This window comes from Streptomyces sp. NPDC039480, assembly GCF_055597165.1.
Genome location: NZ_JBVITX010000001.1, coordinates 732,611 through 758,679 on the forward strand (window position 1 = coordinate 732,611; position 26,069 = coordinate 758,679).

The 26,069-nt window shown below is 72.0% G+C and carries 22 protein-coding genes; 11 read left to right on the top strand and 11 right to left on the bottom strand.

The genetic code is table 11. From position 1 onward, the window contains the following. Positions 1-260: 260 nt before the first annotated feature. Positions 261-476 (bottom strand): dodecin, encoded by a 216-nt coding sequence (locus ACZ56E_RS02760; protein ID WP_471210212.1) that lies wholly within the window; start codon positions 474-476, stop codon positions 261-263. A gap of 245 nt (positions 477-721) precedes the next feature. Here ACZ56E_RS02760 and ACZ56E_RS02765 point away from each other — a divergent pair, with 245 nt between their 5' ends. Next, positions 722-2,002, top strand: coding sequence for an extracellular solute-binding protein (locus ACZ56E_RS02765; RefSeq protein WP_471210215.1), 1,281 nt, complete (start codon positions 722-724; stop codon positions 2,000-2,002). 67 nt (positions 2,003-2,069) lie between these two features. On the opposite strand, the gene egtD is transcribed toward ACZ56E_RS02765, so the two are convergent. The 5 genes from egtD to ACZ56E_RS02790 all read right to left on the bottom strand — a co-directional run bounded on the left by egtD (position 2,070) and on the right by ACZ56E_RS02790 (position 8,009). After that, entirely contained in the window at positions 2,070-3,032 is a 963-nt protein-coding gene (egtD, locus tag ACZ56E_RS02770) for an L-histidine N(alpha)-methyltransferase (protein WP_471210216.1), read from the bottom strand. Next, positions 3,029-3,784 (bottom strand): ergothioneine biosynthesis protein EgtC, encoded by a 756-nt coding sequence (gene egtC, locus ACZ56E_RS02775; RefSeq protein ID WP_471210218.1) that lies wholly within the window; start codon positions 3,782-3,784, stop codon positions 3,029-3,031. Before egtC ends, egtD begins: the two co-directional genes overlap by 4 nt. Further along, positions 3,784-5,127 carry an ergothioneine biosynthesis protein EgtB gene (egtB, locus tag ACZ56E_RS02780; RefSeq protein WP_471210221.1) on the bottom strand — a complete coding sequence of 448 codons (1,344 nt, stop codon included), beginning with the start codon at positions 5,125-5,127 and terminating at the stop codon, positions 3,784-3,786. Before egtB ends, egtC begins: the two co-directional genes overlap by 1 nt. Then, complete coding sequence (gene egtA, locus ACZ56E_RS02785) at positions 5,124-6,464, bottom strand: ergothioneine biosynthesis glutamate--cysteine ligase EgtA (protein ID WP_471210224.1); 1,341 nt, start codon at positions 6,462-6,464, stop codon at positions 5,124-5,126. Before egtA ends, egtB begins: the two co-directional genes overlap by 4 nt. A 123-nt stretch (positions 6,465-6,587) precedes the next feature. Continuing rightward, entirely contained in the window at positions 6,588-8,009 is a 1,422-nt protein-coding gene (locus ACZ56E_RS02790; protein ID WP_468606800.1) for an amidase, read from the bottom strand. A gap of 162 nt (positions 8,010-8,171) precedes the next feature. On the opposite strand from ACZ56E_RS02790, the gene ACZ56E_RS02795 reads away from it, so the two are divergent. Next, complete coding sequence (locus tag ACZ56E_RS02795; RefSeq protein WP_471210227.1) at positions 8,172-9,236, top strand: LacI family DNA-binding transcriptional regulator; 1,065 nt, start codon at positions 8,172-8,174, stop codon at positions 9,234-9,236. Between the two features lie 38 nt (positions 9,237-9,274). Here ACZ56E_RS02795 and trxA read toward each other — a convergent pair whose 3' ends face one another. Further along, positions 9,275-9,700 (bottom strand): thioredoxin, encoded by a 426-nt coding sequence (trxA, locus tag ACZ56E_RS02800; protein WP_468323045.1) that lies wholly within the window; start codon positions 9,698-9,700, stop codon positions 9,275-9,277. 122 nt (positions 9,701-9,822) lie between these two features. On the opposite strand from trxA, the gene ACZ56E_RS02805 reads away from it, so the two are divergent. Both ACZ56E_RS02805 and ACZ56E_RS02810 read left to right on the top strand, forming a co-directional pair. Next, positions 9,823-11,247: a dihydrolipoyl dehydrogenase family protein gene (locus ACZ56E_RS02805; protein WP_471210230.1), complete on the top strand. Its 1,425-nt coding sequence runs from the start codon at positions 9,823-9,825 to the stop codon at positions 11,245-11,247. 83 nt (positions 11,248-11,330) lie between these two features. Beyond that, complete coding sequence (locus tag ACZ56E_RS02810) at positions 11,331-13,415, top strand: nuclease-related domain-containing DEAD/DEAH box helicase (RefSeq protein WP_471210233.1); 2,085 nt, start codon at positions 11,331-11,333, stop codon at positions 13,413-13,415. A 33-nt stretch (positions 13,416-13,448) separates the two neighbouring features. Here the strand turns inward: ACZ56E_RS02810 and ACZ56E_RS02815 are convergent, their stop codons facing one another. Beyond that, positions 13,449-16,730 carry a bifunctional cytochrome P450/NADPH--P450 reductase gene (locus tag ACZ56E_RS02815; RefSeq protein WP_471210235.1) on the bottom strand — a complete coding sequence of 1,094 codons (3,282 nt, stop codon included), beginning with the start codon at positions 16,728-16,730 and terminating at the stop codon, positions 13,449-13,451. A 239-nt stretch (positions 16,731-16,969) separates the two neighbouring features. On the opposite strand from ACZ56E_RS02815, the gene ACZ56E_RS02820 reads away from it, so the two are divergent. The 4 genes from ACZ56E_RS02820 to crcB (ACZ56E_RS02835) all read left to right on the top strand — a co-directional run bounded on the left by ACZ56E_RS02820 (position 16,970) and on the right by crcB (ACZ56E_RS02835) (position 19,967). Continuing rightward, positions 16,970-17,689 carry a PAS domain-containing protein gene (locus tag ACZ56E_RS02820; protein ID WP_471210238.1) on the top strand — a complete coding sequence of 240 codons (720 nt, stop codon included), beginning with the start codon at positions 16,970-16,972 and terminating at the stop codon, positions 17,687-17,689. Positions 17,690-17,853: 164 nt separating this feature from the next. Next, positions 17,854-18,927 carry a M20 family metallopeptidase gene (locus ACZ56E_RS02825; RefSeq protein WP_471211509.1) on the top strand — a complete coding sequence of 358 codons (1,074 nt, stop codon included), beginning with the start codon at positions 17,854-17,856 and terminating at the stop codon, positions 18,925-18,927. A 255-nt stretch (positions 18,928-19,182) separates the two neighbouring features. Next, positions 19,183-19,596 carry a fluoride efflux transporter CrcB gene (gene crcB / locus ACZ56E_RS02830; protein ID WP_471210241.1) on the top strand — a complete coding sequence of 138 codons (414 nt, stop codon included), beginning with the start codon at positions 19,183-19,185 and terminating at the stop codon, positions 19,594-19,596. Then, positions 19,593-19,967 (top strand): fluoride efflux transporter CrcB, encoded by a 375-nt coding sequence (crcB, locus tag ACZ56E_RS02835; RefSeq protein ID WP_471210243.1) that lies wholly within the window; start codon positions 19,593-19,595, stop codon positions 19,965-19,967. Before crcB (ACZ56E_RS02830) ends, crcB (ACZ56E_RS02835) begins: the two co-directional genes overlap by 4 nt. Positions 19,968-20,016: 49 nt before the next feature. Here crcB (ACZ56E_RS02835) and ACZ56E_RS02840 read toward each other — a convergent pair whose 3' ends face one another. After that, positions 20,017-20,358, bottom strand: coding sequence for a tetratricopeptide repeat protein (locus ACZ56E_RS02840; RefSeq protein ID WP_471211512.1), 342 nt, complete (start codon positions 20,356-20,358; stop codon positions 20,017-20,019). 128 nt (positions 20,359-20,486) lie between these two features. Here ACZ56E_RS02840 and ACZ56E_RS02845 point away from each other — a divergent pair, with 128 nt between their 5' ends. Further along, complete coding sequence (locus ACZ56E_RS02845; protein ID WP_471210246.1) at positions 20,487-21,458, top strand: pirin family protein; 972 nt, start codon at positions 20,487-20,489, stop codon at positions 21,456-21,458. A gap of 294 nt (positions 21,459-21,752) precedes the next feature. Here the strand turns inward: ACZ56E_RS02845 and ACZ56E_RS02850 are convergent, their stop codons facing one another. After that, positions 21,753-22,115 carry a hypothetical protein gene (locus ACZ56E_RS02850; RefSeq protein ID WP_471210249.1) on the bottom strand — a complete coding sequence of 121 codons (363 nt, stop codon included), beginning with the start codon at positions 22,113-22,115 and terminating at the stop codon, positions 21,753-21,755. A 288-nt stretch (positions 22,116-22,403) separates the two neighbouring features. After that, entirely contained in the window at positions 22,404-23,420 is a 1,017-nt protein-coding gene (locus ACZ56E_RS02855) for an Lrp/AsnC family transcriptional regulator (protein WP_471210252.1), read from the bottom strand. A 149-nt stretch (positions 23,421-23,569) separates the two neighbouring features. On the opposite strand from ACZ56E_RS02855, the gene ACZ56E_RS02860 reads away from it, so the two are divergent. Continuing rightward, positions 23,570-25,186, top strand: coding sequence for an MFS transporter (locus tag ACZ56E_RS02860; RefSeq protein WP_471210255.1), 1,617 nt, complete (start codon positions 23,570-23,572; stop codon positions 25,184-25,186). Positions 25,187-25,225: 39 nt separating this feature from the next. Beyond that, positions 25,226-25,927: an alpha/beta hydrolase gene (locus tag ACZ56E_RS02865; RefSeq protein ID WP_471210257.1), complete on the top strand. Its 702-nt coding sequence runs from the start codon at positions 25,226-25,228 to the stop codon at positions 25,925-25,927. Positions 25,928-26,069: the final 142 nt, after the last annotated feature.

Genomic DNA, 26,069 nt, shown 5'->3' on the forward strand with positions numbered 1-26,069 from the left:
ACGCACCCGCAGCAGACGACGCACGGGAAGAGCCCCGATCAGGGGCGCGGGGAACGGCGCGAAAACCACGAACGCACCCGCAGCAGACGACGCACGGGAAGAGCCCCGATCAGGGGCGCGGGGAACGGCGCGAAAACCACGAACGCACCCGCAGCAGACGACGCACCGAAAGAGCCCCGATCAGGGGCGCGGGGAACTGCGCGAGCACCGCAACGCACGCGCAGCAAACAACGCGCCGTCGACCCCCGCCCCACCCAGCCCTACTCCCCGTCCTCCAGACGGAACCCAACCTTGAGCCCCACCTGATAGTGCTTGATCTCCCCGTCCTCGATATGGCCCCGCACCTGCGTGACCTCGAACCAGTCCAGCGAGCGCAGCGTCTGCGCGGCGCGCGCGACGCCGTTGCGGATCGCCTGGTCGACGCCCTCGTGGGACGTGCCGACGATCTCGGTGACACGGTAGGTGTGGTTCGACATCAGGGTGATTCCTCCGGGCCGTCGGAAGTGAGGTCGTACGACCGATGTCGTACGACTCCGTGCAGTACCGTCACTCCACCGTGCCCCAACCCGCCCAGGAGCGCGAGATGGCACGCAAGATGACCGCTGCCCCTTGACCAGCGCATTGGTACGGACCAAACTCCAAGCCAGTGACCCGTTCGAGCCACGTGCTCACCCCCCGCGTCGGGCTGACCTTCCCTGTCCGCAGGCAGAAAGTGACCCACGTGAACCCGCACCGCCGCGCCGCCGTGTCCCTGGCGCTCACCCTCTCCTCCACCGTCCTGCTCGCCGGCTGCGGCGTGCTCCCCGGCGGGGACGACAGCAGGACCGTCACGGTCTGGCTGATGCGGGGCAGCGCGTCGCCCGAGTTCGTGGAGCGCTTCACGGCGGACTTCGAGAAGGAGCACGACGGCATCGACCTGGACATCCGCGTCCAGGAGTGGACCGGCATCGGCGCCAAGGTGAAGAAGGCGCTGAAGGAGGAGGGCGGCGACGGGCCCGAGGTGATCGAGGTCGGCAACACCCAGGTGGCGCAGTACGTCGACGAGGGCGGCCTCTACGACCTCACCCTGGAGTCCGCACGCGACCTCGGCATGGACGACTGGCTGCCCGGCCTCGCCGAGCCCGGCCGCTACCGCGGCGCGCAGTACGGCATCCCCTGGTACGCGGCGAACCGCGTCGTCATCTACAACAAGGACCTCTTCGCGCAGGCGGGCATCACCGAGCCGCCCCGCACCCGCGAGGAGTGGATCACGGTCACCGAAAAGCTCAACACCGGCGGCAAGCAGGGCATCTACCTTGCCGGCCAGGACTGGTACACCCTCGCCGGGTTCGTCTGGGACGAGGGCGGCGACCTCGCCAAGGAGACCAAGGAGTCGTCCGGTGACTGGCGCGGCGCCCTGCACACGCCCGCGGCGCTGCGCGGCATGGAGTTCTACCAGCGGCTGCAGGCGCTCGGCGAGGGCCCGCGCGACGCTGACGAGGAGCATCCGTCGCAGGCCGGCGTGTTCGCGGGCGGCGACGTCGCCCAGATCGTCGCGGTGCCCGGCGCGGCCCGCGCCATCGAGGAGAAGAACCCCGAACTGAAGGGGAAACTCGGCTACTTCCCCATCCCCGGCAAGAAGGCAGGCAAGCCGGGCGCGGTCTTCACTGGCGGCTCGGACCTCGTCGTGCCCGAGCACAGCGACGACCACAAGGGCGCGGTCGAGGTCATCGAGGCGCTGGCGGGCAAGAAGTGGCAGACCGATCTCGCCCGGACCATGAACTACGTCCCGAACAAGGCGAAGCTGGCCCCCGCGGTCACCGGTGAGGCCGGCGTCGCGGCGATGGCCGTCGGCGCCGCGAACGGCCGGGCGACGCCCAACTCGCCGCGCTGGGCGGCCGTCGAGGCGGACAACCCCATCAAGGGCTACATGACGAAGGTCCTGACGGGCGGCGACCCGGCGACTGAGGCCCGCGAGGCGTCGCGCCGGATCACCGAGGCGCTGGACGTCGGCGGCCTGTGACGGGTGCCCGGCCCCGCCGCAGGGGGGCGGGGCCGGGCACCCGTCGGGACAGCCGTTCGTCAGCGACCTACGCCACTGTGCTCAGCGACAGCGCGAAGCGTGCCCTCTCGTCCGTCCACCAGTGCGTCATTTCCAGGCCGGACGCGGCCAGTTCGGCGCGTACGCCGTCCTCGCGGAACTTGGCCGAGATCTCCGTGCGGAGCTCCTCGCCCGCGGCGAAGTCGACCGCCAGGTCGAGCGCGTGGATCTTCACTGTCTGGTCGGATGTGGAGCGCAGCCGCATCTCGATCCATTCGCGCTCGCGGTTCCAGACGGCGATGTGCTCGAAGGCGTCCGGGTCGAAGTCCCCGGCCAGTTCGCGGTTGATCACCGCCAGGACGTTCTTGTTGAACGCGCCCGTCACGCCCGTCGCGTCGTCGTACGCCGAGACGAGCACCGACTCGTCCTTGACGAGGTCCGTGCCGAGGAGCAGCGCGTCGCCGGGTGCTAGGAGGTCGCGTACCGAGGCCAGGAACGTGGCGCGTTCGGCGGGCAGCAGGTTGCCGATGGTGCCGCCGAGGAACGCGACCAGGCGCGGTCCCGGCGTGCCCGGAAGCGCGAGACCTCGGGTGAAGTCGGCGATCAGGGCGTGCACTTCGAGCGCGGGCCGCTGCGCGAGCAGGGCGTTCGCGGCACCGGTCAGCGCGCTCTCGCTCACGTCCACGGGGACGTAGGTGTGCAGGTCGGCGAGGGCGTCGATCAGGTGGCGGGTCTTCTCCGAGGATCCCGAACCCAGCTCGATCAGCGTGCGCGCCTTCGTGATCTCGGCGATCAGCTCCGAGCGGGTGACCAGGATCTCGCGCTCGGCGCGCGTGGGGTAGTACTCGGGCAGGGTGGTGATCTCCTCGAAGAGGGCGCTGCCGCGCGCGTCGTAGAACCACTTGGGCGGCAGGGTCTTCGGGGTGCGGGTGAGGCCGTGCAGGACGTCGGCGCGCAGTGCGGCGTCGGTGGCGTCCTCGGGCAGGGTGCGGGTCAGCAGGAACGGGCTCACGCAGGGGGCTCCTTGAGCGGGGTCAGCAGTACGTCGGTGCGGCTGGCGGCGAGCAGGGTGCGGTCGGGCACCTCGCGCCAGTGCGGGTCGTCGTCGTAGGGCTCGGAGGCCACGACGGTGCGGCGGCCGGGCTCCGCGAGATACCAGAGGGTGTCGCCCCAGGCGGTCGCGGTGATCGAGTCGCCGTTGGTGAGCAGGAGGTTGAGGCGTGACCCGGGGGCCGCCCCGGCGACCTCCAGGACGGTGTCGGCGAGGGCCTGGCCCTCCTCGTCGCCGTGGCGCAGCCGGTGCAGGACGAGCGCCCACACCAGCGCGGAGTCGCAGCGCGCCTCCATCGACAGCAGCTCTTCGGGCGGCAGGGTCGCGGTGAGCGGGGCGAGCGAGCGGGGCCAGCCGGTGACCGCGCCGTTGTGGCTGAACAGCCACGGCCCGGAGGCGAACGGCGCGGCCGCGGCCTCCCCGTCCGCGCCCGCCAGGGTCGCGTCGCGCACCGCGCCGAGCAACGCCCCGGAGCGCACGACCCGGGCCAGATCGGCGAACGACGCGTCGCCCCAGATGGGCCCGGAGCGGCGGTACCGTCCGGGGACCGGGTCCCCTTCGGCGTACCAGCCCACCCCGAAACCGTCGGCGTTGACGGTGCCGTAGCGCTGTCTGCGGGGCGCCCACGACTGCCGGAACAGGCTGTGGGCGGGCGTCACGAGGACGCTGCCCAGCGGCTCCGGCGGCCCGAGATAGGCGAGGTGACGGCACATCAGGCGGTCTCCGGTTCCGGCGCGTCGGCGGGCCCGGCGTCCCGCGCCGTGCGGAACCCGGCGAATATCTGCCGCCGCACCGGGTGGTCCCAGTTGCGGAACGTGCCGCGGCAGGCCACCGCGTCGACGGAGAAGGCGCCGCCGCGCAGCACCTTGTAGTCACCGCCGAAGAAGACGTCCGAGTACTCGCGGTAGGGGAAGGCGGAGAAGCCCGGGTAGGGCAGGAAGTCACTCGCCGTCCACTCCCACACGTCCCCGATCAACTGCCGCACACCATAAGCAGATTCGCCCGCCGGGTAGCTTCCGGCGGGGGCGGGGCGAAGATGGCGCTGCCCCAGGTTGGCCCGCTCGGGCGTGGGGTCCGCGTCGCCCCACGGGTAGCGCATCGACCGGTCGGCCACCGGGTCGTGCCGGGCCGCCTTCTCCCACTCCACCTCACTGGGCAGACGCCGGCCCGCCCAGCGCGCGTAGGCGTCCGCCTCGTACCAGCTGACGTGCAGCACCGGCTCGTCGGCGGGCACCGGCTCGACCGTGCCGAAGTGCCGCCGCAGCCACTGGCCGCCCTCGCGCCGCCAGAACAGCGGCGCCCGGAGCTCGTGTCGCCGGACCATCGCCCAGCCGGCCGGGTCCCACCACTGGATGCGTTCGTAGCCGCCGTCCTCGATGAAACGCTGGTACGCGGCGTTCGTCACCGGAGTCGTGTCGATGAAGAACGGCGGGACGAGGCGGCGGTGCGCCGGACGTTCGTTGTCGAGGGCCCACGGCTCGGTGGACGTGCCCATCGTGAACGGGCCGCCCGGCACGAGGACTTCGGCGGGTCCGGCGAAGGGCTCCCCGGCGGGGGGTTCCGGCGCGGTGAGAGCGGTCGGGCCCGACCTCAGCTGATGGGTGATCAGCATCGTCTCGTCGTGCTGCTGCTCGTGCTGCGCGATCATGCCGAAGGCGAAGCCCGCGTCGGTGAGCGGTGTGCCGCGGAACGGCGTCTTCTCCAGCACGTCGAGTGCGCGGCCGCGCACCTCCGCCGCGTAGCCGCGGGCCTCGGCGGGCGCAAGGAGTGGCAGGCTCGGGCGCTCGGCGCGGGGATGCTCGAAGGCGTCGTACAGCGGGTCGATCTCGGGCCGCATGGCGTCACGGCCGGCGACCGCGCGCAGCAGCCACTGCTCCTCCTGGTTGCCTATGTGCGCGAGGTCCCAGACCAGCGGCGACATCAACGGGGAGTGCTGCGCGGTGAGTTCGGCGTCCTCCACACAGCTGGTGAGGAGGGTCGTACGGTCCCGGGCGGCCAGGAGCGCGGCCAGTGCGCGCTCCCGCAAGGCTTCCGGGTCGGCGGTGGGGCCTGTCATCGGCGGGAGTCCTTCCCAGGTGTGTCGAGGGGGCGACGGCCGTCACGCAGGCCGTCCAGCAGGTCGTCGGCCGGGCAGCGGCCCCGCGCGACGTACCGCGCGGCATACGTCGCCACGGCGTCCCGCACGGACGCGGGCGCCCCGAGCCGGGGCAGCGCGTCGACGGCGGCGGCGAAGCAGACGACGGCGGCCTCGCGCAGCTCGGGGTCGGCGGGTCCGTGGCGTGCCGCGTCCAGCCAGAGCGGGCTGTGCGGCGCGGCGGGCGAGCCCGGCGGCCCGGACCGCTCGGCCAGCGGCTTCACGGCGCGGTAGGCGGTCTCGGCCGCCTCCGGGTCGTCGAACAGCGCGCTCGTCACGGCGAGCGGCACGATCCAGCCGTCCTCGCCGGGCTGCGCGTCGACCATCCGCAGCTCCAGGTGACCGCGCGGGCGGACCGGCGGGAACAGCGTGGTCAGGTGGTAGGCGAGGTCCTCGCGGGTGGGTCTGCGCGGCGCGCCGCGACGGGCCCACGTACGGAAACTCATCCCCTCCGGGACGGTCCAGGGCCCCTCGCCGGGCTCTCTCCTGACACACATGACCGGCGCGTCCAGTGCGTGCCGGGTCCAGGCCTCCCGCGGCTCCACGTCGAGCGGCGGGGCACCGGATCTGCCGGGCTCGATGCCCGCCCACACGGCCTGCCGGGTCGAACGCCAGCCTGTCGGGCGGCCGTCCTGCAGCGGCGAGTTGGCGAACGCGGCGACCAGGACGGGCCCCAGCAGATGCGCCAGGCGCCAGCGCCGCGCGTAACCGAGTGGGCCCGGCTCCTCGTGGCCGGCGTCGAGACAGATCTGCACGGACGCCGTCGAGCACATCATGCGGCGGCCGGCCGGGCCCCCGCGGTCGAGGCAGGACTCCAGTGCGTCATAGCGGGGCTCGCGCAGCACCCGCGACGGCGGCCGCCACGGGTCGGCGCCGACTCCGCTGAGGGTGAGGTGGTGGGAACGTAACACGTCGCGTACGACGGTGAGATCGGCCTGCATGGCCGAGATGCACTCCGTCAGCGAGGCGGCGGGCAGCGAGCTGAGCTCCAGCTGACCGCCGGGTTCGACGGTGACGGACGAGTGCAGGGGCAGGGCCCGCAGTGCGGCATAGGCCGCTTCACGGCGGGCGGCGGGCACGGGCAGGTGGGGCGCACCTGGCGCGTGGACGAGCCACTCCAGCTCGACACCGGTGGTGCGAGGTGGTCCCGTCTTGAAGCAGATGCCGCGGACCAGCGCCTCCACTTCGGCTTCCGACACCGTGTCGCGCGCCGTCGTGCGGCGCGTGGCGCGGTGTTCCGTACAGTCTCCCTCAGGCATGCCGGGATCCTTCCTTCCGATGCTGCTCGTCACACCCAAAACCTTCGCGGGCGTCCGCACAAGAGTGCCCCTCAGGCCGTTCCCGCACCAGGTATTTCTGACGCGCGGCACGCGGCACGCGACTCACGACGCGTTCGTGACCGGACTCGGCCATTCCGCGTGCCACCGCTGGTCCGCCTCCAGCTGCGCCGCCAGAGAGATGAGCAGCGGCTCGCTGCCCGCTGGGCCGAGGAGTTGGGCGCCGACGGGCAGGCCGCCCGGAGTGCGGCCCGCGGGGACATTGACGCCCGGCCAGCCGAGCACGTTCCACGGCCACGCGTAGGGACACGCGGCGATCATCGCCCGGTCGGTGCGCCAGCCGCTCATGGCGGCCAGCGCGCCGACGCGCGGCGGGGGAGCGGCCGTCGTGGGCGCGACGACCACGTCGTACGTCGAGAAGACGGCCCCCACCCGGCGGTGCAGCGCCGCCTCCGAGCGGCGCGCGAGACGCAGCGGGGCGCCCTGCAGCAGCCGCCCCATGCGGGCCGCTTCCCGCGTGCGCCGGTCGAGGAGGGAGACGTCCGGCACCTGCCGGGCCCACTCCGCGATGCCCGCCGTGGCCCGCGGCACGAACGCCAGGCCGATCTGCCCGTACCGCGGATCCGCCTCCGCCACGTCGTGCCCGAGCGCGGCGAGCCGGTCCGCGAGCGCCACCACCCGGTCCCGCACCACGGGGTGCAGCTGCTTGGGCGTCGCCGTGAACGGCATCCGCAGCGACAGGGCGATCCGCAGCCGCCCCGGATCGCGGGTCGCGGCCTCGGCGGCCCGCACGGCGGGCGGCCGGTGCAGATCGCCCGCGTGGCTGCCGCTCGCCGCGTCGAGCAGCAGCGCGGCGTCCTCGACCGTCCTGGCCAGCGGTCCGTTGACAGTGATGCCGTGGAAGGCCTCCGGCCACGGCCACGTCGATATGCGGCCGCGCTGCGGCTTGATGCCGACCAGGTGCGTCCAGGCGGCGGGAATCCGCACCGAGCCCGCACCGTCCGAGCCGAGCGCCGCGGGGACGAGCCCCGCCGCGACCGCCGCCGCCGAGCCGCCCGACGAGCCCCCGGGCGTGTGAGCGGTGTTCCACGGATTGCGGGTGTCCCCGAAACCGGGCCCCTCCGTGAACGGCCACTGTCCCAGCTCGCACGTGTTGGTCTTGCCCACGATCACGGCCCCGGCGGCGCGCAGCCGGCGTACGGCCTCCGAGTCCTGCGCGCTCGGCGGAAATTCACCCCTGCATCCGAACGCGGTCGGCTCGCCCGCCACGTCCATGTCGTCCTTGACGGCCAGCGGCACCCCCAGCAGCGGCCGCTCCTGAGAGGCGCCGCCCGCCGCCAACTCCCGGTCGGCGGCGTCCGCCTCGGCCAGCGCGGCCTCGGCCCGCACCCGCTTGAAGGCGTTGAGCACGGGCTGCGACGCCTCGATCCTGGCCAGCGTCCGCTCGGTCAGCGCACGCGAGGAGACCTCTCCCTCGGCCAGCGCGCGGGCGGTGCGCGCCAACCCCTCGGCACGGTCGGCAGTCATGTGGGGGCACCTTCGCTCGACGAACGGATGCCCGAACGTTAACCGGCGAGTAGCCCAACACGGAATGTGCCAGGGGGCGTTGCCTCGCCCGATGGCGCCCCGCGCGAAGGTGCTCCGCCCGCCTCCGGGGCCCCGGCGCCCGTCTGCGAGGATGCCCGTGTCATGGCGCAGATACCGAAGCAGCAGAGACGCAAGCAACAAATATCGAAGCAGCAGCCCACGCAGCGCTCCGTGCCGACGAGCGCCGACGTCGCCCGCCTGGCGGGGGTCTCCCGCGCGACCGTCTCGTACGTCCTCAACAACACCAGTGCCGTCCGCATCAGCGAACCCACCCGGCGCCGCGTCCACGAGGCGGCCAGGGAGCTCGGCTACGTCCCGCACGCGGCCGCCCGCAGCCTCCGTGCCGGACACAGCCGCATGGTCCTCATGCCCACGTCGGAGATTCCGATGGGCCCGCTCTTCAGCCGGTTCTTCAACGAACTGCAGTGGGCGCTCAGCCGGTTCGACTACACCGTCGTGCAGTACGCCAGCCTCGGCCTCACCGGCGAGGACGCCGCCCGCGCCTGGGCCGAGCTGCGCCCCGTGGCGGTCCTCGCGCCCGACGCGTCCGCGCTCAACCCGCGCGGTGTCGAGGTCCTCAAGCGGTCCGGCGCCAGGGCCGTCTTCACGCTCGGTCCCCACCGTGTCGAGGGCGCGCACGCCCTGCTCATGGACGGCCGCAGGGTCGGCGAAGCCGCTGCCCTGCACTTCCTCGCGCGCGGACGACGCAACATCGGCGTCGTCGTCCCCGCGGAAGGCGGTCTGGAACACTTCTCACAGCCCCGCCTCGAAGGGGTCCGCCAGGCCGTGACGAGCGCGCGCACCACCGGCGCCTCCGTCACCGAGCTGCCCCTCGCGTACGACGAGGAGTCCGCCGCCCGGCTCGCGACGCGCTGCCGCACCCTCGGGATCGACGCCGTCTTCGCCTACAACGACGAGTACGCCATGCTCCTGATGCGGGCCCTCCAGGACGAGGGCATCGGCATACCCGGCGAGACCGCCGTGGTCGGCTCGGACGACCTGATGCTCGGCAGGCTCCTGAGGCCCCGGCTCAGCACCGTCCGCATCGAGCTGCCGTCGGGCCGCGGCCTCGCGGAACTCGTCGACCGAGTGGTGCGCGACCCCGGCGCGGAACCCGAGGTGCACGACGTGCTCGGGGCCGACGTCGTGCACCGCGAGTCCAGCTGACGGCTACGGCCCTTCCTGCTGCCCGTCCTGCTCTACGCTCACTGGCCCTGCTGCTTGGCCTGCTCCTCGGCGACCTGCCGGCGCACGTCGTCCATGTCCAGGTTCCTCGCCTGGCCGATGACGTCCGTCAGGGCGGCCTCGGGCAGCGCGCCCGGCTGGGCGAACACCGCCACCTGGTCGCGGACGATCATCAGCGTCGGAATGGACTGGATGTCGAAGGCCTGGGCCAGCTCGGGCTGGGCCTCCGTGTCGACCTTGGCGAAGACCAGGTCGGGATTGGCCTCGGCGGCCCGCTCGTAAACGGGGGCGAACTGCTTGCAAGGCCCGCACCAGTCAGCCCAGAAATCGATCAGCACGAATCCGTTGTCCGTGACCGTCTGGTCGAAGTTCTCCTTGGTGAGCTCCACTGTCGCGCTGCTCATGGTGTTCCCTACTTCCTGCTGTCGGGCGTAGCCGCTGTGCACAACGGCCGATGGTGCGAACGTATTCCGCCCGCCGCACGCACGGACGGTGCCGGGCGCGCATGGGCGTGTTCCGCGCGCGTACCCGTGTGGCCACGGCGCACACCTGCCGACAGACTGTCCTCATGACGGATGCCATCACGTACGACGTAGTAGTCATCGGAGCAGGTCCCGTGGGGGAGAACGTGGCGGACCGGGCCCGCGCCGCGGGGCTCAGCGCCGCGATCGTGGAGAGCGAACTGGTCGGCGGCGAATGCTCCTACTGGGCGTGCATGCCCAGCAAGGCCCTGCTGCGCCCCGTGATCGCCCGCGCCGACGCCCGCCGGGTCCCCGGCCTGCGCCAGTCCGTGCAGGGCCCCCTCGACGCCCCGGCCGTGCTCGCCCACCGCGACGACTACACCTCGCACTGGAAGGACGACGGCCAGGTCGGCTGGCTGGACGGCATCGGCGTCGCCCTCCACCGCGGCCACGGCCGCCTCACGGGCCCTCGCAAGGTCACGGTCACCGCCCCGGACGGCACGGAGCACACGCTCCAGGCCCGCCACGCCGTGGCCGTCTGCACCGGCACCCGCGCCGCTCTGCCCGACCTGCCGGGCCTCGCCGACGTCAAGCCCTGGACCAGCCGTGAGGCCACCGCCGCCGACCACGTGCCCGGCCGCCTCCTGGTGGTCGGCGGCGGCGTCGTCGCCGTCGAGATGGCCACCGCATGGCAGGCGCTCGGCTCACAGGTGACGGTCCTCGTCCGGGGTGGGGGTCTGCTGCCCCGTATGGAGCCCTTCGCGGGCGAGCTGGTGCAGGAGGCCCTCACGGAGGCGGGCGCAGAGGTCCGCTCCGGAGTGTCGGTCACCGCGGTGAAACGCGAGAACGGCACCGTGACGGCGACCCTGGACGACGGCTCCACACTCCAGGCCGACGAAATCCTCTTCGCCACGGGCCGCGCCCCGCGCACGGACGACATCGGCTTGGAGACCGTCGGCCTGGAGCCCGGCTCCTGGCTGCCGGTCGACGAGAGCCTGCGCGTGGAGGGCAGCGACTGGCTGTACGCGGTCGGCGACGCGAACCACCGCGCGCTCCTCACCCACCAGGGCAAATACCAGGCCCGCATCGCGGGCGCCGCCATCGCCGCCCGCGCCCAGGGCGTCCCGCTCCTGGAAACCGACCGCTGGGGCGCCCACTCCGCCACCGCCGACCACGCCGCCGTCCCGCAGGTCGTCTTCACCGACCCCGAGGCGGCCTCCGCCGGCCTCACCCTCGCGGAGGCGGAAGCCGCCGGCCACCGCGTCCGCGCCGTCGACTACGACATGTCCGGCGTCGCGGGCGCCGGCCTCTACGCCGACGGCTACCGCGGCCGCGCCCGCATGATCGTCGACCTGGACCGAGAGATCCTCCTCGGCGTCACGTTCGTCGGCCCAGGAGTCGGCGAACTCATCCACTCCGCGACGATGGCGATCGCAGGCGAGATCCCCCTGGACCGCCTGTGGCACGCGGTCCCCGCCTACCCGACGATCAGCGAGGTGTGGCTGCGGCTGCTGGAGACGTATCGGGGCTGAGGCCCCCTCGCTCCTGTCGGCACCCTGCCGCTCCGGTCGCGGGCGGTCCTATGATCGTCACTCAGCGTAGGAGGGGGCTGGGTATGGCGGCAGGCTGGTCGGCGTCGCGACGGGCGCAGGAGGCGAGGCGTCAGGAGCGGCTGCTGCGTGAACAGTGGCAGGCCGCCCGCCGCCAGGCGCACCGGTGGGAGGCGGCGAGCGAGGGTGAACGCCGGGTCGCCGCCCAGCTGCTGGTGCTGACGGAGCGCGGGTGGCGGCTGTTGGTGGACCGGCGGTGGCCGGGCACGCGGGCCGCCAATGTGGACATGCTGCTCGTGGGGCCCGGCGGGGTCTTCGTCATCGACGTCAAGAACTGGCGTGCCGCTCCCGAGACGTCGGAGGGCAAGCTGAGTGCCGGAGGCCGGCCGTGTGACGAACACGCCGCCAAGCTCCTGGCCGTCACGAAGGCGGCCGAGGGTGCGGTGGCCTCCCTGGGAATGTCCCCCGTGGCGGTTCAGCCGCTCATGGTCTTCGCGGGCAGGCGGCTCGACGCCGGACTCGGCAGGATACGACTCCTCGGCGAACACGAGGTGGGGCCCGCCCTCCTGGCAGAGCGCCACCGACTCCGTGCGGAGTCGGTCCGCGCGGTCGCCGACCATCTGGAGCGCGTCTTCCCCGACTACGAGAGCTCGGCGGTCGCCCGACCGCCTTCCGCCCCGTCCCCGCCCCAACAGGCCGAACCCGACGGCCTGTTCGACCTTGAAGGACTCCGGGACGCGGCGCTGGAGGAGGCGCTGCGTGCCCCGATCGAGCAGTGGATGACCTTCCTCCACCCCGACCAGGTGGCACTGGTCCGCCGCAACTGGTCGGGCCCGGCCCGCATCAGTGGTCCGGCCGGCACGGGCAAGACGGTCGTCGGCCTGCACCGTGCGGCCCACCTGGCCAGGCGTACCGGCGGCCGGATCCTGTACGTCACGTTCGCCAACAACCTGCCCCGGGTGCAGGGCACCTTCCTCGGGACCATGTCCCCGGCGGTCGCGGACCGGGTCGACTTCAGCAGCCTGCACTCCTGGGCGCAGGAGTTCCTGCAGGAGCACGGCGTACCGGTCCGGCTGCACCCGGACAAAGCCGAGACCGCGTTCAGCCTCGCCTGGAAGCACGTCGGACGCGACAGCCGACTGGCGCAGATAGACGCCGCGCCGACCTACTGGCGCGACGAGATCCACCATGTCATCAAGGGGCGCGGCATCACCACGTTCGAGGAGTACGCCATCGTGCCCCGGCGCCGTCGCAGGACCGTCCTCCGCCGGCCGCACCGGCAGGCGGTGTGGGAGCTGTACGAGGCGTACGAGTCCTTGCGTGTCGAGCGGGGCGTGCACGACTTCAACGACATCCTCTCCCTCGCCCTGGCGGAAGCGACACGGAACAAGAGCTCGCGCCGGTACGCGGCCGTGATCGTGGACGAGGTTCAGGACCTCACCCTCGTCGGAGTGCGGCTGCTGCACGCACTGGTCGGAGACGTCTCCAACGGACTGCTGCTGGTCGGCGACGGCCAACAGGCCGTCTATCCGGGTGGTTTCCGCCTCTCCGACGCAGGTATCGACATCCGGGGCGACCGTGGGCAGGTGCTGCGCACCAACTATCGCAACAGCAAGCAGATCCTCGATACCGCCCTCGCGGTCGTCGCCGACGACGCCTTCGAAGACATCGACGGCCTGCGCACACCGGGCCGCAGGGACGTCGATCTCACCTACCACGACGGGCAGGTCGTCCGCGTCACGAAACCTACTCTGGCCGACCACGACGAGGCTCTGCTGGACGCCCTGCGCGCCTTGTCCGCCGCGGAGAGGGGCGATGCCGCGGTGTTGTGCCCCTCGAAGCGGGCCATCATTCACTATCAACGCCTTCTCACCCGTGCCGCCATCCCGGTCTGTCCGTTGGAGCACTACGACGGCCACCCAGTGGAGGCGGTCAAGCTCGGCACCTACCGCAGGGCCAAGGGCCTGGAGTTCAAGCGCGTATACCTGCCCCAGCACGATGCCGCCCTGCGGCACGAGCCCCCAGCCGGCCCCGGGTCCACGGACCCGCCCGAAACGCTACGGGAGCACGAAGAGCTCCTGCGCAGCCAGCTTTTCGTGGCGATGACGCGAGCGCGTGACGTCCTGTGGCTCGGGAGCGTCACGCGCTAGCACCCGGGCCGGTCGGGGGCGGCCCGCTGTCTCTCAGGCGCTCACATACACGTCCTCCACATACCGCCCCTCGGCGACCAGCTCCCGCCACCACGCCTCCGCCTCCGATGCGTCGCCGCCCATGTGCTTCATGCGGAGGTGTTGGAACGCCTCGCGGACGCCGGGTGCCATGCGGGCGCCGTCGCCGCAGACGTAGACCCGGGCCCCGGCCTCCATGAGGTGCCAGATCTCCTCGGCCTCCGCCGCGATCCGGTGCTGGACGAAGAGGAGTTCGCCCTCGGGGGACTTGGAGAACGTCGGGCGCATGGACACCGCTCCCGCGTGCTCCGCGGCTTCGAGTTCCGCTCGGTGGAGGTAGTCGACGTCGGGGTGGTCGCAGCCGAAGTAGCAGAGGGCGGGGGAGAGCCGGGTGCCGTTTCGCAGGAGTTCCAGGCGGTCGGCGATCGCGCCCCGGAACGGGGCGAGGCCCGTGCCCGCGCCGATCATGATGACCGGGCTCGTCGCGTCGGCGGGGATCCGGAAGACGTCGCGGCAGGGCTGCACGCGCGCGTGGAGCGTGTCGCCGGGCCGCAGGCCGTGGAGGTACGACGAACCGGTGCCGCGGAACGTCCCGCGCCCCGAGCGGTCCGGTGCCGACAGGAGGGAGACCATCAGATCGGCGTGGCCCGGCGAGGCGGCGGGTGAGGAAGAGATCGAGTAGTGGCGGGGGCGCACCGCCGGCAGCAGTTCGAGCAGAACGGGCCAGGGGACCTGGCCGCGCAGCGCCGGGTGGTCCTCGAACAGGTCGAGGAAGCTGCCATGCCGTGCCGCCAACGCCGCCGGGTCGGCGGCCAGTTGCTCCAGGGCGGCCCGCTCGGGCGGGCACGGGTTGTGCTCGGTGAGCAGGGCGACCTGTGCGGCGGTCGGGGCGTCCCGCAACTCCACGTACCGGCTGAGGAGTTCACGTACGGTGACCGGCCGGTCGAGCGGCAGGGTGGACCGGCCGGGCCGGTGCGCACGGATGTTGAGGACCACGTCCAGGTCGACACCGAGGAGCGCTGCCGCGCGTTCCACCGAGCCGGGGTCGTTGACCGGCAGTACGGAGAGATGGTCGGCGGTGCGGTAGGTCATCCCGTCGGGAAGCGCCACGCGCAGGAACCGCTTCGGGCGGGCGAGCGGATGGGTGAGGTCGGCCAGGTCGGCGGTCTCCGCCACGGTCATCGGTACCGTGCCGTGCCGGGCGTCCAGTGCGTCCAGCGGACCACCGGAGACCTCCACGACGTCATAAGCCCTGGCGGGCGGCGTGCTGTCGGCGGCGACTCCCACGCTCGTCGGGTCCCCGTACTGCCGCAGCAGGGTGTTGCGGAGTGCTGAGGCGAAGCGTTGCACCGACCCGGCGAGGTCCCCGGAGGCGTCGGCCTCGGCGCGCTCCAGTAGGCGGGTCGCGCCCGCCGCCGTGAGGCCGTCGTCGATAAGGGTCGGCACCTGCTGGTAGGTCGCCGCCCAGTTGCGGTCGCCGACACCGAGGACCGCGTACCGCACACCGTCGGCCGCGTCCGGCGCGGCCCCGGCCAGCCAGGACACGAACGCGCCCGCGTCGTCGGTGGGACTGCCGTTGTAGGAGGCGGCGACGATCACCACGGGGGAGTCGGCGGGCAGCGCGTCGGCGGCCTCGTCGAGAGGGGTGACGCGCACGTCGAAGCCCAAGTCGGCTGCTGCCTCCCCGAGTTGCTCGGCGTATCCGCGGCAGGTCCCGAAGTTGGAGCCGTGCAGCAGCGTCAGGGCGGTGCCCGGCACGGCCCGGGTGGGAAGGTCGCTCGCCGGCAGGTCGGTCCCGCCCTGCCGCATGCCCGCGGAACCGGGCCCCGACGCCCCGCCGAGCGCGGTCAACCCCGCGAGGGTGGACCGGCTGCGCTCACGGTCCTCGGGGGTGCGCGCGGCCAGCGTCATGGTGAAGCCGTCGGGCTTGAGGGTCAGAGTCTCCTTGACCTTCAGGCGGTAGTCGGCATGGTCGATGAACCGGTAGCGGTGCACCAGCATGCCGAGCAGCATGGTCGCCTCGTGCAGCGCGAACTGCCGCCCGATACAGGCGCGTTCACCGGTACCGAACGGCTTGTACGCGTGCGGGGAGCGGGCCGCCTCCACCTGGGGGGCGAAGCGCTCGGGGTCGAACTCCTCGACGTTGTCGCCCCAGACCGGGTCCCGGTGCAGCATCGGCGTGAGCACCACCACGTACTGCCCCGCCTTGATCGGATGCCGCCCGCCGATGACGGTGTCGGCGCGCGCCCGGCGCTGGAACGCGGGAGCGGTGGGCCACAGCCGAAGCGCCTCGTTCAGTACCTGGCGTACGTAGCGCAGCTTGCCCACGTCCTCGTACGTCGGCTCGGGGTCGGGATCGTCGCCCCACAGCGCGTCCACCTCGGCCTGCGCGAGGTGCAGGACCGCGGGGTTCTTCACCAGGTGGTGAAGGGCGAAGGCGAGCGTGCCCGAGGTCGTCTCGTGCCCGGCGATGAGGAACGTGATGACCTGGTTGCGGATGTTCGCCTCGTCCAGGGTCTCCCCGCTCTCGGGGTGCGGGGAGTTGAGCATCAGGCCGAGCAGGTCGTCGGCTGAGGGGTCGCCCGACGCCTTGCGCGCCTCGATCACCCCGTCGACGACCCGCGCGAGGAAGGCGGCGTCGGCCTCGAACGCCGCGTCGTCGGCGGCGTAGTCACCGGCGGGGTCCCGCGCCAGCTTCGCCTGACTGTGCGCCAGACCCCGTACGAGCGCCTGGACGAAGGGGTGCGGATCGGTGCGGCCGAACGACTCGAAGTCGTAGCCGAAGCCGGACAGGCCGATGGTGTCCAGCGTCATCCTGGTCATGTCCTCGGAGACCTCCACCGGCGCGGACTCGACCGCACCCGGCGTGAACCGGCCGTCCCAGGAGGCGATGAGGCGCCGGGCCACGCGCAGCATGTGCGGGTGGTACGTCCGCATCGAGTTCATGGCGAACGCGGGGAGCAGGATGTCGTGCGCCTTGGCCCAGTTGGGTTCCTCGTCGTACGCCGTGAACAGGCCGTCACCGGCGATGCCGCGGACGTTCTGCAGGGCAGGACCGACGCCCTTGGAGAACCGCGTCTCGTCGGACAGCTCCTCGACCAGCTCCAGTGAGCTGACCCAGACGGTCTCACGGCCGTGGTAACGGCGGACGTAGAGAGGTCCGTGCCGCCGCGCGAGCTCCACGGACTGCTGGACCGGCGTGCTGGTCGGCCCGGCCGCCGTCACATCGACGGTGGGCAGTACGAGGTCCGGGTAGTCCCGGAGGCCGCAGATCTCGGCGGGGTGTTCTTCGCTCATCGGGGCAGTGCCTCTTCCCATGGACGCGGGGGAGTTGAGCGCCCGGTACGCGGGGCGCCGCATCCAAGGTGGCCTCCCCGGGGCGGCGCCCTCGTGCGAGAACTACATAATCTTGTAGGGCTCTTTTCCGCGTCGCCGGTTGCGCGACGAGCGACGAGGTGTGAGACGGCGCGGAGGAGGCCGAGGGTGTGAAGGAGTGGGGTGTGCAGCGGGTCAGAGGTGTGAAGGGGGCTGGAGGTGTGAACGAGCCGAGGGAGGCCGAGGAGGCGGACGCGGCGATATGGCGCGGCCGCTTCCTCACCCTGCTAGACCGTTCCCCCGCACCGACCGCCATCGCCAGCACAGGCGGCCTCGTCACCGTCGCCAACCCCGCCTTTGCGACGGCCCTCGGCCTCCAGCCGGGCCGGGTGGCGAACCAGCTCCTGCTCGACCTGCTCACCCCCACCAACCGACAACAGCTCCGCAAACTCGACGAGGCCATGCGCTCCGGCCGCAGGTCCCGCTACCCGGTCGAAGTGAGCTGGACGGCACGGGGAACGGCCCGCCACGGGCAGGTCACCGTCGAACCCGTCACCGACCCGCTCGCGGACACACCGCCCCTGCTGGTGACGCTGCGCGTCGCGGAGGATCGAGCGGAGACGCCGGGAAACGACACGGCGGCCCGAGCCGCCGACGCGAAGGAGGAGGTCGCCCACCCGGCGCTGAGCGCACAGGAGGCCCGCATCCTGCGGCTGGTCGCGGGCGGCGCCACGACATCGGTCGTGGCACGCGCCGTGGGAATCGGCGTCGACGGCGTCAACTACCACCTGACCCGGCTCTGCCGCCGGCTGCGGGCCCCGAACCGGACGGCGCTGGTGGCGAGGGCGTACGTACTCGGGCTCCTGGACCCCGAGGCGTGGCCGCCGCGGGTGGCGGGGCCGGCCGGACGCCGCGGTGGCGGGGCCGGGACCGGACCCTGAGCGCCTAGGCCTCTACGCCCCTGGGCCCTTGGGCTCCGGACAGGCCCGCGTATCCTTCCGGCGTGACGATGCGCGAGACGGCCGACGTGAGTGACGTACGTACCGTAAGTGATGTACATCCCGTAAGTGACGTCCATACCGTGAGCGACGTGAGTGTCGACGCGATGATCGAGGACCTCAGGACCCTCGTCGAAGTCGAGTCGCCGTCACGCGACCTCGACGCCCTGACGGAGTCGGCGAAAACCGTCGCCGCGGTGATCGAGAGCCGGCTCGGCGGGCGGGCCGCCCTCATCGCGAGCGAAGCCGGGCCGCACGTCCACTGGTCGGGCGGCGGCGACCCCCGCGTCCTGATCCTCGGCCACCACGACACGGTGTTCCCGCTCGGCACCCTCGAACGCCGCCCGTTCAAGGTCGAGGACGGGCGCGCGACCGGTCCCGGCGTCTTCGACATGCTGGGCGGGCTGGTGCAGGCCGTGCACGGCCTGGCGGCGCTCGACGACCGGTCGGGCGTCGAGATCCTGGTGACCGCCGACGAAGAGGTCGGCTCCCGCTCCTCCCGCGCCCTCATCGAGGAACGGGCCCGCGCCTGCGGTGCCGTCCTGGTGTTCGAGGGCGCCGCTGACGGCGGCGCGCTGAAGACGGGCCGCAAGGGCTGCGGCACGTTCGAAGTCGTGGTCGCGGGCCGCGCGTCACACGCGGGCCTAGAGCCCGAAGCCGGCGTCAACGCCCTGGTCGAAGCGGCACACCAGGTCCTGGACATTGCGGCGCTCGGCCGCCCGGACATCGGCACGACCGTCACCCCGACCGTCGCGTCCGCGGGGACTTTGGACAACGTGGTTCCGGCGGAGGCGACCGTCGTCGTCGACGTCCGGGTCGAGTCGCCCGAGGAGAAGGAACGCGTCGAGACCGCGTTCGCCGCGCTGACTCCGCATCTGGCGGGGGCGGAGCTCACGGTCCGGGGTTCCGTCGGCCGCCCCCCGATGCCCGAGTCTGCGGCGGCCGGGCTCTTCGCGATGGCGGAGCGGCTGCTTCCCGGCATCGGGAGCGAGGCGGTCGGCGGCGGCAGCGACGGCAACTTCACGGCCGCGCTCGGCGTGCTCACGCTCGACGGTCTCGGCGCGGTCGGCGGCGGTGCGCACGCCGACCACGAGTACGTGCTGGTCGACGCGATGGCCGAGCGGGCACATCTGGTCACCGGCCTGGTGCGCGCGATCCGCGAGAACGGGGCGCGGCTGTGACCTGCCCCCGTCGGTGACCGTCCCCATTGGTGGAGGGGGGAGGGATGACGCGGGGCCCGTGCAGGCCGGTTAATGTGGAGCGAGCGGTGATCTTTCCCAGGGACTCCCAGGGACTCCCAGGGGCTCCTAGGGACTCCCGGGGCGCCGCGCGGCGGTGGGGCTCGCCGTACCCGAACCGCGGCGAAGGATGCCGCCAACAGTCCCTACTTGCGCACGAGTGCGCCCGAGGACGGGCGACGGCGAGTAGGAGGAGCGGTGACGCGGACGCAGCACGAAGGGCAGGTCGTCGCGGCGGTCGCCGTCGGCGGCGGCATCGGCGCGGTGGCCCGGTACGCGGCGTCGCTGTGGTGGCCGGTGGCCCCCGGCGCATTTCCCTGGACGACCCTCGCGGTGAACGCCGTGGGGTGCGCCGCGATCGGCGTCCTCATGGTGCTGGTCACCCGGGCACGCCCCGTCCACCCCTTGGTGCGCCCCTTCTTCGGCCCGGGCCTCCTCGGCGGCTTCACCACGTTCTCGACGTACGCGGTGGACATCGAGCGGCTCCTGAGCGGCGACCACGTCCGCACGGCCCTGCTCTACCTGGCCCTGACGCCACTCGTGGCGCTCGCGGCGGTCTGGGGCGCGACGTGGGCGACGCGCCGCACGGTCCAGGGGAGGAGGCAGGCATGACGTGGCTGCTCGTCCTCGCCGGCGGAATGATCGGCGCCCCGCTCCGTTATCTGACCGACCGCGCCGTGCAGGCCCGACACGGCACCGCCTTCCCCTGGGGCACCCTCACCGTCAACATCATGGGCTGCCTGATCCTCGGAGTGCTCACCGGCGCCGTCACGGCGGGCGCCGCGTCGTCGCACATCCAGCTCTTCCTCGGCACGGGGCTCTGCGGGGCGCTGACGACGTACTCGACGTTCTCGTACGAGACACTGCGGCTCGCCGAGAGCGGCGCGCGGCGCCACGCGGTGGCGAACGTGCTGGTGAGCGTGGGTGCGGGCCTCGGCGCGGCGTGTGCGGGGGTGGCCGCGGCCGAGACCCTGTGGCTATGAGTCACACGGTGTGCGGCACACCGTGTAACTCACACCCACTCGCACCCACTCACACCTGAGCGAAGTCCCCGTTCAGCGCGGCGGCCATGCGGAGATGGGGCGCCGCGTCGTCCGGACGGTTCTGCCGCTCCAGCGTGCGGCCCAGCATGAGCCGGGCGTAGCTCTCGACCGGATCGAGGTCGAGCACCTTGCGCAACTCCGCCTCGGCGCGCCCGAGTTGGGCCGAGTGGTAGTAGGCGCGGGCGAGCAGCAGACGCGGGGCGACCTGCTCGGGCACCTCGTCGGCCAGAGCGTCGAGGATGCGCGCCGCCGTCGCGTACTCCTTGGCGTCGAAGAACTGCCGCGCGCGCTCCCACCGCTCCGCCGCGGTCCCGTGGTCGTAATAGATCATGTCCACTGTCTGCCTCCTTCGGGGACTGCAACGACCCGGCTTAGTTGAATATTCCACGACGCTCCCTTCGTGTGCCCACCGGGGCGAGCGGCTGCCGTTCGGCGCCCCACGGGGCTAGGTTGTGCGGCATGAGCAATCTTGATCGCGAGGCGGTTCCTTCCTTGTGCGGCGGGCGCGGGTTCGTCGTCGCGGAACCGGTACGGGAACTCCTCAGTCCCCGCCGGGTCAAGCTCGGCGAGTCCACGGAGGTCCGTCGCCTGCTGCCGAATCTCGGCCGCCGCATGGTCGGAGCCTGGTGCTTCGTCGATCACTACGGCCCCGACGACATCGCTGACGAACCCGGCATGCAGGTGCCGCCGCACCCGCACATGGGCCTGCAGACCGTCAGCTGGCTGCACGACGGGGAAGTGCTGCACCGCGACTCCACCGGCAGCCTGCAGACCATCCGCCCCCGCGAACTGGGCCTCATGACCTCCGGCCGGGCCATCTCCCACTCAGAGGAGAGCCCCAGGTCCCACGCCCGCTTCCTGCACGGCGCACAACTGTGGGTGGCCCTGCCCGACACCGACCGGCACACGGCCCCACGCTTCGAACACCACGCGGAGCTGCCACAGATCACCGCACCGGGGCTGACGGCGACTCTGCTCCTGGGAACGCTGGACGGAACGACCTCCCCCGGCACGACGTACACCCCCATCGTCGGCGCGGACCTAACCCTGTCCGCCGGCACGGACGTACGCCTCCCCTTGAACCCGGACTTCGAGTACGCCGTCCTCGCCATGTCCGGGTCCGGCGAGGCACAGGTCGACGGCGTCCCCGTACTCCCCGGCTCAATGCTCTACCTGGGCTGCGGCCGCACCGAACTCCCCCTGCGCGCGGAATCGAACGCCTCCCTGATGCTCCTGGGCGGCGAGCCGTTCGAGGAGGAGCTCGTGATGTGGTGGAACTTCATCGGCCGCACACACGAGGACATCGCACAGGCCCGCGACGACTGGATGACAGGCGACCGCTTCGGCGTCGTGAAGGGGTACGACGGAGACCCACTCTCCGCCCCCGAACTGCCGAACGTGCCGCTGAAACCGCGGGGTCGGGTGCGCTGATCTGGGATTTTGCGTCTGACGCGCGCTTCGCTTGCTGGCCGCCTGAAGCTGCCTGGTCGAGGGGGCTTGACCACCGCCGCCGGAGATCGCCGATGGCGCCCGCGCAGTGCTGACGTACGCCCTGGCGCAAGGCGAGGAACCCGAACGCATCGTGGACTTCGCTCGCCAGCTCGCGTCGAGTGTCTCGACGTACTGGGACTACGTCCTTGGCGGCTGACCCACTCCCGCCTCCTCGATCTCGCCCCTTCGCGGCGGCCCGCCGACCCGGTCGGCGGGCCGCCGGTACCGAGTGCTCTACGCGGGGCCCCTTTCAGCGATGATGCTGTGGACCGACGCCTCCTGCCGCAGCAGGGCGACGGCGAGGTCCGCGGCCATACGCCGGATCGCCTCGAGGGGCGGGCTCGCCTTCTCGGGGAAGTGGACGTCGATGTTGCTCTTCAACTCCAGCACCCACCGGGCGGCGTCCTCCGGGCTGGGGAGCACTCGGTCGTCCCGGATCCGGAATCCGCTGTCCCGCAGGACGTCGGTGAGCGCCAGATGGTCCTCGTCCGCGGGGATACCCGGCTCACGAGCCAGGAACTCCTCGCTGTACAGGGTCTCGGAGACGACGAGCAGTGACCCTGGCCCCATGCGTCGGGCCAGTGCCTCGGTCGCCACCTCGTACACCTGCGGGGGGGGAGGTGCGTGATGACTCCCCGGGCCACCACTAGGTCGTAGGGCCGTTCCCGGTCAGGCAGATCGGCGATGTCTGCGGCGTCACACAGATACAGATGGACGCGGTCCGGCCGAGGTACGCCGCGCACGAGGTCCGCGCAGTAGGTGAGGCGATCGATCCGCCTTCACGAGGGAACGATCTTCCTGTTGGTGGGAACAGATCTTGGAACTCAGTTGGCGGCGTCGCAGCTCATCCCCACTCGTGAACACCCCGAGCGCGGGGGCGAAAAGTCATGCTGTGGCCGGGAGGTAGGGGCCCGGGCCCTTCAGAGTGCGGTGGACGGGCGCGGTCGCCGTATGACGCAGACCCGGCAGGGCGGCCACCGACCCGGTCAGGTAGCGGTAGAACTCCTGCGCGCTCGTGACAGCCACGCTGGCGTACAGGTTGGCCGTGCCCGTCACGGCGGCGGCGAAAGGGACCTCCGGATGGGCGGCCAGCGCTCTCCCCGCCTCGGCGAGACGGGCCGGGTCGATCTCCAGCCACAGCGCCGCCCGGAAGTTCTGCTGGAGAACGTCCAGGTGGTACTCGACGTCGAAGTAGAGGACACCGGCCGCTCTGAGCTCGGTGACCCGTCGGCGCACCGTCGACTGCGAAAGCCCCGTCGCGGCAGCCAGTTCCCCCGGCGTCGCCCTGCCGTCGCGGGCCAGCAGATCGAGCAGATGCCGGTCGCAGTCGTCCAGCTTCACCGGCGCCGCGTCCATGGCCTGCTCCGGTACGGCCGGCGGCGTGAGCGCCGCGGCCTGAGCGGGCGTCAGCGGCCCACTCTTGTTGATCGTGCTGAGGTCCCTGCCGAAGAAGACGTGTAGCAGGCTGTGCGCCGAGACGTCCATCACCTGCGGTGTGCGCGGCAGCTTCTGCAGAAGCAGCGGCTCCCGCAGTCCCGGACCCCGGGTCCGTACCACACAGACCAGTTCGGTGCCGCCGGAGCTGAGGCTGACCCAGTTGGTGTCCGTGCGTCGTGCCAGCGCCTCCCCGATGGAGGCGGCCGCGTCGGGCGTGCACCGGATACGCACGATCCAGGAGGAGTCGCCGAGCCGCAGCGGATCGGTCAGGCCCAGGACCCGGAGCTTCCCTGCGGAGCGAAGCCGTGACCAGCGGCGCGCGGCGGTCTGGTCGGACACTCCCAGGACCTCTGCGATCTCCTTGAACGAGGCCCGTCCGTTGATCTGAAGGGCGTGCGCGAGCGCCGTCTCCTCGTCCGACAGCGCACGACCGGCATCATCAGGTATGTCGAGATACGTCTTCATGCCCTCCATTGTGTCGGATCTGCGCAGTCGGGCATCTCTGACTCATTGGATCGTCCGAAAGCGTTCCACACTCCATGGAAGGGACGGCACCAGGGCGACGCGCTCACCGGTCGTCCCGGACAGCACGTACGATCCGAACGGAGAACGACATGCGCAAGTGGTGGCCCTTGCTGGCTGTCTGCCTCGGCGCCTTCATCTTGCTGGTGGACGTGACCATCGTGAACGTCGCCCTGCCCAGCATGGCCGACGATCTCGGCGCCTCCTTCACCTCATTGCAATGGGTGATCGACGGATACGCCCTGGCCCTCGCCGCTCTGCTCCTGGCCTGCGGTTCCCTGGCCGACCGGTTCGGGCACCGGCGGTTCTACGTTTACGGCCTGGGACTTTTCGGCCTGGCCTCCCTCCTGTGCGGCCTCGCTCCCGATGCCAACGTACTGATCGCCGCCCGCGTGGTGCAGGGCGCCGGTGGCGCCGCCATGTTCGCCACGGCCCCTGCCCTGCTGATCTCCTCCTACCAGGGCAGGGACCGGGGGACCGCCTTCGGCGTATGGGGCGCCGCCAACGGCGCCGCCGCAGCCGCGGGTCCGCTGCTCGGCGGCCTGCTCACCGAGCACTTCACCTGGCAGGCGATCTTCTGGGTCAACCTGCCCATCGCGGCCGTCGCCATCGCCATGTCGCTGCGGATGGTACGCGCCGACCAGCCCGGCAGGCCGTCCGGTACCGACGCACCGGCCCGCATTGACCTCCCCGGCGCGACGGCCTTCACCGTCGCGGCGACCACCCTCACCTACGGGCTCATCCGTGGCCCCGAGGCGGCCTGGACCTCGGCCGAGGTCCTGGCGTCCTTCGCCCTCACCATCGTGGCCCTGGCCGCGTTCGTGGTGATCGAGCACCGTACGGCACGGCACGGCGGTACCCCGATGCTCGATCTGGCACTGCTGCGAAGCCCGTCGTTCGCGGGGCTGATGAGCGCCGCGCCGCTGCTCCAGGGCGGCGCCTTCGGCGCTCTGGTGCTGGTCTCCGTGTGGCTGCAATCCATACTCGGCCTCAGCCCGGTCGCAGCGGGCCTCGCCCTGACCCCATTGGCGGGAGCGTCGTTCCTGGTGGCCGCCGGGGCCGGCCGCCACATCCAGCGGCTCGTCCCGCGTCTGCCCATCGGCTTGGGCCTCCTTTTCATCGCGGCGGGCATGCTCCTCCTACGCGCGGAGATGACGGCCGACGCTGGGGCAGCCGCCCTGACCGGGGGCTTCGTGGTCACCGGGATCGGCGTGGGTCTGGCCACCCCGGTGTTGCTCTCGGCCGCTACCTCCGCCGTACCTCCGCAACGGGCGGGGATGGCCGGCGGGGCCGTCAACACCTTCCGCCAGCTGGGCATGACCCTGGCCATCGCCGTCCTCGGCGCGGTCTTCACCAGCCGGACGGCCGAGGCACTCACCGCGTCCGGTGCGGTTCCGGACCCCGACCAGGCTGCCGCCACCCTCGCCGCGGGCCAGGCACAGCAGCTGGTACAGGCGGTGCCCGCCGCCCGCGGCGCGGAGGCACAACACCTGGTGCACCAGGCATTCGCCGACGGCCTCGACAGTGTGTTCCTGCTCTCGGCCCTTGCGGCAGCCCTCGGTGGACTGATCGTCCTGGCCTTGGTACGACCGCCTAGCCGGGCGGCTGCACCGGCCCCCAAGGACAGCCCGGACAGCCCCGCGGCCACCACGGTTGCCCCGGCGCGGGCACGGGCCGCCGAGCCCACAGCCCCGACGAACCACCACTGACCCACCACCCACCACCCACCACCAAGGAGCAACACCGCCATGCCCACGACCGCAGTACGCCCCTCCTTCCTCCTCGTCCATGGCGCCTGGCACCGCTCGGAGTGCTGGACCGATCTCCAGGACGCCCTCGCCGCCGACGGTCATCACTCCCGCACGGTCGATCTGCCCAGTGCGGGACGCGCGCCAAGCGCCGGTATGTACGACGACGCCGAGGAAATAGCCGCGCACCTTGAGCAGCTGGAAGGTCCCGTGATCGTCGTCGCGCACTCCTACGGCGGTTTCCCGGCCACACAGACCGTCACCCTCCCGGGCCTCGCTCACCTCGTCTACCTCGCGGCCTACATGCCGGCCGAGGGCGAATCCGTCGGCGGCGTCCACGGCCACGCCATCGACAAGGACGAAGAGCTAAGCGGCATCGCTCCCGTCGTCTTCGAAGATCCCCGCTCAGCTCTGTACGGGGATATGCCCGGCCACCGCGCCGAGTACGCCATGAGTCAACTCGTCGAGCAGAGCCGGCGGTCCTTCGGAGAGCACATCACTCGCGCCGCGTGGCGGGCAGTGCCCTCCACCTACGTGCTCTGCGAACGCGACCAGGCCCTCCCGCCCGCGCTGCAGGCGAAGATGTCGCTACGGGCCACGCGCGTCGAACGGCTCGACACCGGCCACTGCCCCTTCCTGTCCGCACCCGCCCGGCTCGCCGCGCTCCTCGGCGACATCTCCTCCTACGTCGCCAAGGTCTGACCCTCCCCGGACCTCAGCGGAGTCGTGTGAAGCCGAAGCGACCGGGCCGCGCAGAGCCGGCCGCGGCCGTCCGCAGCAGCCGGGGACTTCAACTGCTGGAACGCCGAGTGCATGCCGTCGCCCTCGTTCAGCGGTGGTCACT

Excerpts from the sequence above, each read along its gene's own strand:
- ACZ56E_RS02760 (WP_471210212.1), bottom strand. The coding sequence starts at position 476 with ATGTCGAACCACACCTACCGTGTCACCGAGATCGTCGGCACGTCCCAC.
- egtC (WP_471210218.1), bottom strand. The coding sequence starts at position 3,784 with ATGTGCCGTCACCTCGCCTATCTCGGGCCGCCGGAGCCGCTGGGCAGC.
- egtB (WP_471210221.1), bottom strand. The coding sequence starts at position 5,127 with ATGACAGGCCCCACCGCCGACCCGGAAGCCTTGCGGGAGCGCGCACTG.
- egtA (WP_471210224.1), bottom strand. The coding sequence starts at position 6,464 with ATGCCTGAGGGAGACTGTACGGAACACCGCGCCACGCGCCGCACGACG.
- ACZ56E_RS02790 (WP_468606800.1), bottom strand. The coding sequence starts at position 8,009 with ATGACTGCCGACCGTGCCGAGGGGTTGGCGCGCACCGCCCGCGCGCTG.
- ACZ56E_RS02795 (WP_471210227.1), top strand. The coding sequence starts at position 8,172 with ATGGCGCAGATACCGAAGCAGCAGAGACGCAAGCAACAAATATCGAAG.
- ACZ56E_RS02805 (WP_471210230.1), top strand. The coding sequence starts at position 9,823 with ATGACGGATGCCATCACGTACGACGTAGTAGTCATCGGAGCAGGTCCC.
- ACZ56E_RS02810 (WP_471210233.1), top strand. The coding sequence starts at position 11,331 with ATGGCGGCAGGCTGGTCGGCGTCGCGACGGGCGCAGGAGGCGAGGCGT.
- ACZ56E_RS02815 (WP_471210235.1), bottom strand. The coding sequence starts at position 16,730 with ATGAGCGAAGAACACCCCGCCGAGATCTGCGGCCTCCGGGACTACCCG.
- ACZ56E_RS02825 (WP_471211509.1), top strand. The coding sequence starts at position 17,854 with ATGATCGAGGACCTCAGGACCCTCGTCGAAGTCGAGTCGCCGTCACGC.
- crcB (WP_471210243.1), top strand. The coding sequence starts at position 19,593 with ATGACGTGGCTGCTCGTCCTCGCCGGCGGAATGATCGGCGCCCCGCTC.
- ACZ56E_RS02840 (WP_471211512.1), bottom strand. The coding sequence starts at position 20,358 with ATGATCTATTACGACCACGGGACCGCGGCGGAGCGGTGGGAGCGCGCG.
- ACZ56E_RS02845 (WP_471210246.1), top strand. The coding sequence starts at position 20,487 with ATGAGCAATCTTGATCGCGAGGCGGTTCCTTCCTTGTGCGGCGGGCGC.
- ACZ56E_RS02855 (WP_471210252.1), bottom strand. The coding sequence starts at position 23,420 with ATGAAGACGTATCTCGACATACCTGATGATGCCGGTCGTGCGCTGTCG.
- ACZ56E_RS02860 (WP_471210255.1), top strand. The coding sequence starts at position 23,570 with ATGCGCAAGTGGTGGCCCTTGCTGGCTGTCTGCCTCGGCGCCTTCATC.
- ACZ56E_RS02865 (WP_471210257.1), top strand. The coding sequence starts at position 25,226 with ATGCCCACGACCGCAGTACGCCCCTCCTTCCTCCTCGTCCATGGCGCC.